The 10,982-nt window shown below is 39.7% G+C and carries 10 protein-coding genes and 1 pseudogene; 7 read left to right on the top strand and 4 right to left on the bottom strand.

Going from position 1 to position 10,982, the window contains the following annotated elements; all coding sequences use genetic code 11:
- The first annotated feature begins 164 nt into the window (after nucleotides 1-164).
- From hpsO to V7K73_RS14350, 4 genes and pseudogenes are all read left to right on the top strand, one after another.
- Nucleotides 165-1,340, top strand: a complete 1,176-nt coding sequence (gene hpsO / locus V7K73_RS14365) for a hormogonium polysaccharide biosynthesis glycosyltransferase HpsO (protein ID WP_334880992.1) — start codon at nucleotides 165-167, stop codon at nucleotides 1,338-1,340.
- 89 nt (nucleotides 1,341-1,429) lie between these two features.
- On the top strand, nucleotides 1,430-2,620 hold the full coding sequence (gene hpsP / locus V7K73_RS14360; RefSeq protein WP_334880990.1) for a hormogonium polysaccharide biosynthesis glycosyltransferase HpsP: 1,191 nt from the start codon (nucleotides 1,430-1,432) through the stop codon (nucleotides 2,618-2,620).
- Nucleotides 2,621-2,659: 39 nt separating this feature from the next.
- Complete coding sequence (locus tag V7K73_RS14355; protein ID WP_334880988.1) at nucleotides 2,660-3,298, top strand: peroxiredoxin; 639 nt, start codon at nucleotides 2,660-2,662, stop codon at nucleotides 3,296-3,298.
- Between the two features lie 222 nt (nucleotides 3,299-3,520).
- Nucleotides 3,521-3,634 (top strand): annotated as a pseudogene (locus V7K73_RS14350) (Uma2 family endonuclease); the annotation flags it as partial.
- Here V7K73_RS14350 and V7K73_RS14345 read toward each other — a convergent pair.
- Entirely contained in the window at nucleotides 3,635-4,333 is a 699-nt protein-coding gene (locus tag V7K73_RS14345; protein WP_334880987.1) for a DUF305 domain-containing protein, read from the bottom strand.
- Nucleotides 4,334-4,502: 169 nt separating this feature from the next.
- Between V7K73_RS14345 and V7K73_RS14340 the strand changes: the two genes are divergently transcribed.
- A complete protein-coding gene (locus tag V7K73_RS14340) occupies nucleotides 4,503-4,877 on the top strand; it encodes a type II toxin-antitoxin system RelE/ParE family toxin (RefSeq protein WP_334880985.1) in 375 nt (124 codons plus the stop codon).
- Nucleotides 4,874-5,200 (top strand): helix-turn-helix domain-containing protein, encoded by a 327-nt coding sequence (locus V7K73_RS14335; RefSeq protein WP_334880983.1) that lies wholly within the window; start codon nucleotides 4,874-4,876, stop codon nucleotides 5,198-5,200. Before V7K73_RS14340 ends, V7K73_RS14335 begins: the two co-directional genes overlap by 4 nt.
- A gap of 65 nt (nucleotides 5,201-5,265) precedes the next feature.
- On the opposite strand, the gene V7K73_RS14330 is transcribed toward V7K73_RS14335, so the two are convergent.
- The 3 genes from V7K73_RS14330 to V7K73_RS14320 all read right to left on the bottom strand — a co-directional run bounded on the left by V7K73_RS14330 (nucleotide 5,266) and on the right by V7K73_RS14320 (nucleotide 10,070).
- A complete protein-coding gene (locus V7K73_RS14330; RefSeq protein ID WP_334880981.1) occupies nucleotides 5,266-7,488 on the bottom strand; it encodes a dynamin family protein in 2,223 nt (740 codons plus the stop codon).
- A 157-nt stretch (nucleotides 7,489-7,645) separates the two neighbouring features.
- Nucleotides 7,646-9,727 (bottom strand): dynamin family protein, encoded by a 2,082-nt coding sequence (locus tag V7K73_RS14325; RefSeq protein ID WP_334880996.1) that lies wholly within the window; start codon nucleotides 9,725-9,727, stop codon nucleotides 7,646-7,648.
- A 16-nt stretch (nucleotides 9,728-9,743) separates the two neighbouring features.
- Nucleotides 9,744-10,070: a DUF3040 domain-containing protein gene (locus tag V7K73_RS14320; RefSeq protein WP_334880979.1), complete on the bottom strand. Its 327-nt coding sequence runs from the start codon at nucleotides 10,068-10,070 to the stop codon at nucleotides 9,744-9,746.
- Between the two features lie 302 nt (nucleotides 10,071-10,372).
- On the opposite strand from V7K73_RS14320, the gene V7K73_RS14315 reads away from it, so the two are divergent.
- Nucleotides 10,373-10,957, top strand: coding sequence for a Uma2 family endonuclease (locus V7K73_RS14315; RefSeq protein ID WP_334880977.1), 585 nt, complete (start codon nucleotides 10,373-10,375; stop codon nucleotides 10,955-10,957).
- Nucleotides 10,958-10,982 lie beyond the last annotated feature (25 nt).

Genomic DNA, 10,982 nt, shown 5'->3' with positions numbered 1-10,982 from the left:
GGAGTTAGGAGTTAGGAGTTAGGAGTTAGGAGTTAGGAGTTAGGAGTTAGGAGTTAGGAGTTAGGAGTTAGGAGTTAGGAGTTAGGAGTTAGGAGTTAGGAGTTAGGAGTTAGTGAAGAATAAAGAATAGCTGACAAAGAATAAATATCAATTAATAAATATCAATGAAAATTTTAGTTGCTAGTCACACTTATATCGTAGACCTCAACTGTGAAAAACTACGCGCTTTATCTCAACTAGAACCGGACATTGAAGTGACAGTTGTAGTCCCAAAGCGTTGGAAACCAGGTGGCGTACAAAATAGAATTATTGAAACTGAATACCGCGATGAAGGCACATTTAGAATAGTTCCTGTTTCTAATTTCAGTCAAAATCATCAGGGACTGCTTACCTTTGGTGCTGATTTGATATCTTTGTTAAAAGAATTCCGTCCCCAAATCATCCAAGTGGAACAAGGGTCTAGGGGGCTAGCTTATACTCAGATGATTGCCTTAAATCAGCTATTAGGACTCAAGGCAAAAAATGTATTTTTTACCTGGTGGAATTTACCATATCATCTGAAATTACCAGTTGCTTTATTAGAAACATATAACCTCAATCACAGCCACGGCATTATTTCTGGCAATCAAGATGGAGCAGAAGTTTTGCGCCAACGGGGATATAAAGGAGCAATTAAAGTTATGCCGCAATTGGGTGTAGATGAAACTCTATTTACTCCCAAAGCTCAACCAGAATTAGCAGCTAAGTTGGATATTAAAAAAGAAGATTTTATTGTAGGTTTTGTGGGGCGATTTGTGCCGGAAAAAGGTTTGTTAACGCTTTTGCAAGCCTTAATCACTTTGAAAAATAAACCTTGGAAATTACTTTTACTGGGACGAGGAGAGTTGCAAAGTCAATTAATCAAAATTGCGACAGAAAACAATATTGAAGAACGATTAATTTTGGTAGAAAGTGTTCCCCATAACGAAGTTGCAAACTATATCAATTTAATGAGTACTTTAGTACTACCTTCTGAAACTACTCACAATTTTAAAACCTTAACTTCTGTTGGCTGGAAAGAACAATTTGGTCATGTGCTAATTGAGGCGATGGCTTGCCAAGTACCTGTGATTGGTTCTGATTCTGGTGAAATTCCCTATGTAATTGGCGATGCTGGTTTAGTATTTCCTGAAGGTGATGCTCAAGCCCTTGCTAATTGCTTAGTTCAATTAATAGATAAACCAGATTTTGCTCACACTCTGGGTGAAATGGGCTATCAAAAAGCAATGATTAAATATACAAATAAAGCTTTGGCTAAACAGCAATTAGAGTTTTATCAAGAATTGGTTAATAGTGATTAACACGATGTTTGAAAAGGCGACTAGAAGTCGCGGCTATACAGACAAAACCCACCTCCGTGGGTTAAAAAGCCTTGAAAAATTATAAACAAATGAAAATATTACAAATTGTTCCCTCAATTTCTTTGATTTACGGCGGCCCTAGTCAAATGGTATTAGGATTAGCTCCAGCTTTGGTAAAAGAGGGAGTGGAAGTTACAATTCTCACAACCGATAGTAATGGTGATAATGGTCAAACACCTCTGGATGTTGCTTTAAATCGCCCAATTAAACAAGATGGCTATGAAATAATTTACTTTCGTTGCGCCCCATTTCGTCGCTACAAATTTTCTTTAGATTTATTAAATTGGCTAAAAGGTCATGCTCACGAGTTTGATATAGCACATATTCATGCTCTATTCTCTCCTATAAGTAGTGCTGCTGCTATTGTCTGTCGTCAACAAAAGCTACCTTATATTTTCCGTTCTTTAGGTACTCTCGATCCGGCTGATTTACAAAAGAAAAAACAATTAAAACAGCTTTATGTCGCAATTATAGAACGTCAAAATTTAGCTGGTGCAGCAGCAATTCATTTTACCAGCGAGCAAGAAGCTAAAATATCAGAAAGATTTGGAGTTTCTACGCCAGATTTGGTGATTCCCTTGGGTGTGACTCCCCCTCAATCGTCCGTTAAAAATGTATGTAGTCAGTTAGGAATACCAGAGGATGTACCTTTAGTATTGTTTATGTCACGAATTGACCCGAAAAAGGGGTTAAATTTGTTGATTCCGGCGCTAGAGAAGCTGTTAGCGGTTGGTTATAAGTTTCATTTTGTCTTAGCTGGGACAAATCCCCAAGATCCAAATTACGAACAAAAGATAATATCCGAAATTCAAAATTCACCACTGCGATCGCACACTACAATTACTGGCTTTGTGACTGGTGAATTAAAAGTTAGTTTACTACAAGCTGCTGATTTATTTGTCTTGCCTTCCTATTACGAAAATTTTGGGATTGCTGTAGCTGAAGCAATGGTAGCAGGCGTACCCGTAGTCATTTCTGACCAAGTGCATATTTGTCAACAGATACGTGATAGTGAGTCGGGTTGGGTAGGTGCAACAGATGTGCAAGTACTGGTAGAATTATTGCAAGAAGCTTTGGAAAATCCCCAAGAACGCCAACGGCGGGGATTAAACGCCCAAAAATATGCATTGGAAAATTTTAGCTGGGATGCGATCGCTGTTGCTACAATTCAAGCCTACCAGGAAATTCTCACGGACAAATTAGCCAAAATGGCAAAGTAGAACATATATAATAATCTTCTAAACTACAGGGAATCTTACATGACTCTCCGTCTAGGTGACACAGTACCCAACTTTACGCAAGCCTCAACACACGGCGACATCGATTTTTACCAATGGGCAGGTGACAGCTGGATTGTGCTGTTCTCTCACCCTGCTGATTTTACACCTGTTTGCACAACAGAACTCGGCACAGTTGCCAAGCTAAAACCAGAATTTGACAAGCGCAATGTCAAAGCGATCGCTCTGAGCGTTGATGATGTAGAATCTCACAAAGGCTGGGTGGGAGACATTGAAGAAACGCAAAATACCACCCTTAATTACCCAATTTTGGCAGATGGCGATCGCAAGGTTTCTGAGCTTTACGACATGATCCACCCCAATGCTAACGCGGCGGTGACAGTGCGATCGGTTTTCGTGATTGACCCCAACAAGAAACTCCGTCTCTCTTTCACCTATCCTCCCAGTACCGGACGGAATTTTGATGAAATTTTGCGGGTAATTGATTCTCTGCAATTGACTGATAATTACAGCGTGGCGACACCAGCTGACTGGAAAGATGGAGACGATTGTGTAATTGTCCCCTCACTCAAAGATCCAGAAGTACTTAAAGAGAAATTCCCCAAAGGCTACCAGGAAGTCAAACCCTATCTGCGCCTAACTCCTCAGCCTAACAAGTAAATGTAAATCTGAAAATGATTTCGGATAAAAAAGCAAAGACGCAAAGTTATATCTTGGCGTCTTTGGTTTTTGCGTGAGAATATAATAATAGGACTTAGGCTTTCAAAGCAGCGAAAGCCCTGAATCCTTACGGGGAAATTCATGAATTGCCCCTACATTTGGTACTTGATGCGTAAGTCCTATAATAATTAGGCTAGGCATCTAAAGCTGAAGGAAATACCTATGTTTTCATCTCCTTTGGTTTTGCAAATTCCGTCATCAATGCAAATGACAGACGAACAATTTTTTGAGTTCTGTCAAATTAATCGTAATTTACGCATTGAGCGAAATAAATTCTTACTGGTTGTACCAGCTTTTTCGCCACTGCTGCATTTGTTTAATCTCTGTATTTTGTGCTTTGATAATTTCTTGGGCTAATTGCTTGATTTCAGGGCGCTTAGACTTACTCAAAACATCTTTTGCCATTGTTACAGCCCCTTCGTGGTGAGGAATCATCGCATTAATAAAGCGCAGATCAAATTTAGCATCAGATGCACCTAAATCCTGACTCATCATCATAGCTTGCATCTGATCAGATGACATTTCCATCATGTGGCCCATTTGACTGTCATAAGCCATTGGTTTATTTCCCGCCTTGGGATACCAAGCTTGTCGCCACTGCTTCATCTGGGTGATTTCTTGGTTTTGCGATTTGATGATATTGTCTGCTAGCTTTTTGATTTCAGGATGTTTTGATTTCTGCTGTGCTTCTTTAGCCATTTCCACAGCCCCTTGATGGTGCGGGATCATAGCATCGATAAATCGTAAATCAAAATTAGCATCGGCTGGGCCTAAATCCATTCCCATGCTGTGGTTCATCATGCTACCGCCGTGGTTCATCATCTGCTTGTCGTTAGCATTGGTGGTGGTTGCTTCTGGCGCTTGGCTTTGGATCTGGGAATCAGTACTAGTACAGCCTGTGATTAATCCACCTGCTGAGGCGATCGCACTAAAGGTTAACACCAAAAAGCCATTCCTCAAAGATAGCAGTTGCATAAGTCTCACCTAACAGTTTCTTAATTCTATATTTACTCCTTATTTTTGCAGCCAGAGATGAAATTAGGATGAATCGCCACTCCCGGATCTGAAAATCCTGGTGTTTACGAAGAAATTGTGGACATTTCATGCTATTTTCTGACTTATTTTATAGTAAATTTCATATAAAATGGACAATGACGAGAGTATTATAGAAATTCCTTTACGACCTCTGGTTTGGATGGGAGACTCTCTCAAAAATATCCGTTCATTCCCTGAAGAGGTGCGTGCATCAGTAGGCTATGCACTGCAATTGGTGCAAGCAGGGGAAACACCAATGGATGCCAAGCCTTTTAAAGGGGTTGGAAGCGGCGTGTATGAAATCGTCAAACGCTACGATACCGATACTTACAGGGCAGTCTATGCGGTAAAGATTGGAGAGAAAATTTATGTCCTGCACGCTTTTCAAAAGAAATCAAAGCAGGGGATTAAAACTCCACAGGCTGATGTTGATCTGATTAAACAACGCTATAAGGACGCGGTAGCCAGGGAGAAACAACAATGACACAGGAACCCGTTTTTCAAGAAAGCAGTGGCAACGTATTCGCTGATCTTGGTTTAGAGGATGCGGATGAACTTTTTACGCGGGGCAAGATAGGGGTTCAGGTACTGCGCCTTCTGAAACAACGCAACCTGAAACAGCGCGAAATCAGCGAACTTCTTGGCATTTCCCAGCCAGAAGTATCTCATTTAATGAAAGGAGAGTTTCAACGCTTTGGCGAGGGTAAACTCCTCATTTTCCTCAAGCGACTCGATACGGAAATCACCTTACATCTTCGCCCTCGTCATGCGTCGGGCCAATCTGCTGAAACTATAATATCGCTATAGGGCAACAAACTTGGGCCGAGCGAAGTTGAGGTATTACGAATTACGAATTATGAATTACGAATTATTTATTGGTCACTCAAAATTGTGTAAGCTTCATTAACTAAATGCATTTTCTCTTGAGCTTGTTTTTGTAGTTGCGGCTGATTCACAAACAAATCTGGATGCCATTTTTTTACTAAAGTTCGATAAGCCTGTTTTACCTCAGCCAAAGAAGCATTTGTTTGTAATCCTAAAATGTTGTAAGCGCGAGTAGTCTTATCTTTTTGGGCTTGGGTTTTTGGTTGATTGGGTGCTTTATTGCTTTGAGTTGTATTTTCCTGTTTGCTAGTTTGATAACCAGGCATTTGCATCTCTGCTTTCATTCGCGCTATTTCTTCATTGAGTTCCCAATCACGAAATTTAGCCTCTAACTCTTCAGGACGTGGAGAGGGAGAAGCTTTTGGCGGTGGTGGTGGAGAAACAGATTTTACCCTTGTCCCAGTATTTTTAACACTATTTTCCTGTTGTTGCTTAACACCAGGATCTTTTTTAGTATAAGTTTGAACTCTTTCCGGCTGTGGCGAATATTTTCTATTAGTATTCGTGTATTTAGGTATTTCTTTATAAGGTTGATGATTTGAGAGAATTTTAGCTTTTTCTAACTCTCGTAGCAACTGATTAAAACCCTTTTGTAACTGCTGCAAATTTTCCCGTTTTTGAGTAATTTCTCTCGGTTCTTGACTAAATTCAAAACAAATTACTTTTTTGGCTTGCTGTTCATATTCAGTCAAAATTGATAAGCTTTGATTACTGAAGTGAGAGAAATAATCTTCAATTGCAGTTATGCAAAGTTTAGCAACTTCCTGATGATAAGATTCTTGTGCTAATTGTTCGTCTTCTTTTTCGATGTTCTTGTTTAACAAATAAGAAATACTCCCGACGACAGCAGCGCCTACCGGGCCACCTAACAACCAACCAATACCACCACCAACAGCGATAGAACCTGGTTCACTTAAATTATCAGTATTGCTTGGTTTTGAGGGTAGTGTTACTTGTGGTTCGCTAGGAAAGGGAATTAATAAATCTTGTGGTCGTTCTTGTTGGAAAAATTCGTAAGCTTGATAAAGCCATTTGACCACAGCAAATTGCAACTGAGTCAGGTCTTTTTTAAGAGTATTTATTTGCCAATTTTTAAAGTTATTTTCTGCCAATGCAACTGCTGCATCAGCTTGATATTTTGTGAGTAATTTGGGCAGTGTTAACCAATCGTGTAACTCTTGGATGCTAGTAAAAAACCCTTTATAAATTAAATTGGCTGCTTTTTGTTTAATTTCAATTTTAGTATTTTCTTTATCATCAAAGGATTTTATTTCAATAGCGATCGCGTCAATTTTAGCTTTTAATGAGAATTGGATTTGAGAAGCGATCGCTTGCAATCTTGGCAACCGCACACTACCACGATTTGGTTGCAAAATCCCCACAATATTTTGCAAAGCTGTTTCAAAAGCCGCTAACCCGCTACTATTAGCAGCCGCTACATCGCCTTTTAATCTGGCTCTTAAAGCAGGTAAAGCATCAACGCGATATAAATTACTAAAACCTGGAGGTAATTCGGATCGAAAGCTTTCCGCAACAAACAGCAGACGATTTTGGACTTGTTTTTGCTCGTCGGGTTCGAGTAAGTTAAGAAAATTGGCAACAAATATAACTGTTTTAATACCGCGATCTAATAGCCAATCTCGTAAATTTTCCCGTTCACCCAAAGTCATTAATTTCCGTGCATCTAATAATTGAATAACTAAATCTACACTTAAAAGTTGTTCTCGAACTAAATTATCTTGTTCATCTCGATCATTAGTTCCCGGTAAATCGAGAAATTCTACACCTGTTTCCAAAAATGGATGCGGGCAAAAAACTTCTACAGATGCTACATCTTTTCGCATCTGCCTATTTCCATCAAGAATTGCAAATTGCTGTAAAACTTCTGTGCCACTGCGGTAGATTTCTGTACCATCTAGCAACATGATCCGAGTCCGCACATCAGAGCCATATTTAACAGTAATTGCCGCGCCTGTGGTGGGAATTAAATCAATTGGTAAGGTGCGATTCCCCAACATGGCATTCAGCAAGGTAGATTTGCCATGATTAAATGGGCCAAATACCGCAATCCGAAAGCTAGGATTAACTAGATGATTGCAAATGGTAATTATATCTTGATGTAGTTGCGATTTGCGCTCTAAATTTAGTAATGCAGATGCAAATTTCAGAGAATCTACTAAATCCTTATAACCTTCATACTGTTGTTGCATAATTCCCCTATCTTCCTCGTTCCCAGTGTTCAGGCTGGGAATGCCTACTGGGAGGGCTTCCGCCTCCGATAATCATAAGAATGTGAGGCGGAGCCTCAATGAATTGCATTCCCAGCTTCTTAGCTGGGAACGAGAGTGACGAGAGTAATCAGATATATTAGCTATAATAAGCTAATAGATTGCTGTATGCCGCCTCAATTTTTTGCAACTGAGCTATTACATCTTCCTGTAAATTTTTTAACCGTTTGAACTCACTCTCACGATTTATTTCGCGGGTTTCTTTTTGTTTGACTAGATTATCTAATTCAGATTTACGAGATCCAATATCATCGTTAATCCGCTTAGTCACTTCTTTTTCGTAAGAGTCAAAACACTCTTTTACAGCATTGTATACAACTTGAGATTGCTCGGATGCTACTTGGGGTAGATGTTTAACTAACTCTTTTTTAGCAGTTTTAACTAACTCTTTACGTGCTTGGTCTGCTTGCAAAAATCCTACTCCTAAACCTAGCAGCGCAAACCCAATTGGCCCAAGTAAAATACCTGTAAATGCCGTAATTATACCACCAATGCCAATTACAGTAAAGTAGTTTAGCAAGATATTTTTCCAATCAAATCCGGCTCCGGCTAGTGCGAAACCAGCAAGATTTCCGTTAGACAGCGATAACAATCCCATTGCCCATTTTGCCCAGCCGGGAGAATTGTCTTCTTCAGCAGTTGTAGTGGTATTTACCTTTACGTCTTGTCCGGTGAGCTTTTCGGTGATTTGATCTGTGATTTGACTGTAAGACGCGCCATATTGTGCAGCACTGCGAGAAAGTTCTCTAAAAGCTGCATTGATATCTTTTTCAGCTGTTAATGTCCAAGCCGCAGATTTGTCAGTGATATATTGCTCAAAGGCTTTTTGTAGGGCGATGTTAAATGCTTCTCGTTTACCGCTACTGAGAAAATCAAACAGATTTAATTCCGGCTGATAGCGTAAGAAATCGTTTTCAAAGGTATTACCTAAATTTAAAACGTAGCTGCGAAAAGATTCAGAAATCATTCTTGCTTGAGTGTCTCTGGTATTGATAATTTCTTTTTGGAATTCATTCCGAATACCTGTGAGTTTGTTAAACTCTGGTTCCACTGAATCAATCCGTTTTTTCAATTCATTTACATCTTGATCAAGTAATGGTATGCGTCTAGCCACTGCTTCGCGGGTATGATTGCAAACTTGTCTTGCTAAAGTTCTGACTTGACGGAGTTCTGCGATCGCCCGTTCTCTGGTAAGAAAAGTATTAAGCGAATCCATAAACTTGGGAAACCCAGTCCCCTCTAAATCAGCTTGGGGATTTTTTAACCGTCGTCTAAGTGCTTGAATTGACGAAAGCTCAAACACCCGTTCGTCATAAATATTCTGACCTTCTACAGTACAATATTCTGTTAAATTCGCCTGAAATACTTGTCGTAATCTATCCTCAGATGCTTTGAATTCTTCCACATCATCAGGATCAATCAATGATTCCCGCACTTGATCCCAAGCATTAACTAAAAAGAAAACCGTCAACCCTCGACCTTTGATATAATTTTCTAGGTAGCGACGCTCACCCAAGGTACAAGGTTGAGAAGCTCTCATCACAAACAAAATCGCATGACAATTATTTACATAACCCAAAGATAATTCGTTTCGCGCTTCTGTATCATTCAATCCTGGACTATCGACAATTTCAATTCCCTTTTCTAGTAAGGTTAAAGGATACTCAACTACTGCATAATCAACATCGGGAAAGGCTTGTTTTTTCTCCTGCTCTAATTTTTTAGCTTCCGATGGATCAATGGTATATTTATATTTAAAATTCTGAAAATCTAGCTGTTGGGGACTTTTCCCATCATTAAAATGAATCGTAACTTTCTTTTCTGCGCCATAGCGTAAAACTGTTAACACTGCGGTACAAGGGTTAACATCGCTGGGTAATAAGTTTTCCCCAATTAAGGCGTTGAGAAAGGTACTTTTTCCCCGTTTCATATCTCCCAATACCAAAAGGCGAAATACACCTTGGCTGAGGTTTTTACTAGCTATCGTAATATCTTCGATATCTCGTTCTAAACTGAGTTTTCCTGATGAATAATCTCCAGCCAATTCAGCTTGATTAATTGTTTGTGCCAGCTTATTCAAACATATAGACATCTGCGATCGCACTTGACCAACACGCTCTAAATCTTGGATAAATCTGTCACTTGCTACTTGATCAGTCATCATAGTTACACCTTTATTAAAGATTGGTTTTCTTTGAATCAAAAAATAATTTATAACACATCCACACCAGGATTGTAACAATAATAAACCCAGCCAACACTGAGGCTATTTTCACTGCAACCAGCGCTACCACACCAAGAACAAACAGCTTCCCGCCCAAAATCACTTTTTTCATCCAAGGCTTCTGGGAATTTTCCGGCTGATGCTTCACAGTTTGATGAAAAGCCGCATCGGTAGCATGGATATTACTTTCCATTTCCCGGAGTCGTAATTCAATTTCTCGTTCTCGGAGTAAACGTTCCCGGTGTTCAAGTTCTTTTTCCCTATCTCTTTCAGATGTCATCGGTGTTCACCCCATCTAAGACAATGAAATGATATCAGCATTCACTTGCTAATCATGCAGTATACTAACTTACCCCAATATTGACTAACCCCAGTAAAATTACTATTTTAATCTTGATCGCTTGTGAAACTGAAGCTGGAAGTTAGATACGATAAAATGCGATCGCTTTCGGTAAATTTTTAGCCAAAACGACTATTCCCGCTATTATCTTTCAATCCCAGCAGCCCTCAAGGTTAATAACTTGCGTGAGAATAAGAAATACAAGCCAATCGGATAGACAGCAAAACCTAGAGGAAATCATCATGCTTTCATCCCCTTTAGTTGTGCAAATTCCTCCCTCAATGCAAATGACAGACGATCAGTTTTTTGACTTCTGTCAGGTGAATCGCGACTTACGCATTGAACGGAATCAATTTGGAGAAATATCAATTATGCCGCCCACTGGTTCAGAGACAGGTAATCGTAATTTTAACTTAGCCGGTCAATTGTATATTTGGGCAGAAAAAGATGGTACAGGTATTTGTTTTGACTCCAGCACAGGATTTAAGCTATCAACGGGTGCAGAGCGATCGCCTGACGCTTGTTGGATTAAATTGGAACGGTGGAATGCTCTCTCGCCAGAACAACAGCAAAAATTTGCCCCCATCTGTCCAGATTTTATAGTTGAACTGCGATCGCCTTCTGATAACCTCAAACCGTTAAAGGAAAAAATGGAGGAATATATGAAGGAGCCAGGAATACAGCTAGGCTTGTTAATTGACCGCAAGCATCGCCGAGTCTATATTTATCGTCCTGGTGTACCAGAGGAATGTCTGGAAAATCCCGCGACTATTAGCGGTGAATCGGTATTAACTGGGTTTGTTCTGAATATGAGTAAAGTGTGGTAGGAGCAAATGAATACCTAAGTCTTAA

The organism is Nostoc sp., from assembly GCF_036916975.1.
Lineage (GTDB): Bacteria > Cyanobacteriota > Cyanobacteriia > Cyanobacteriales > Nostocaceae > Nostoc.
This window is presented reverse-complemented; position numbering and strand designations above follow the sequence as displayed.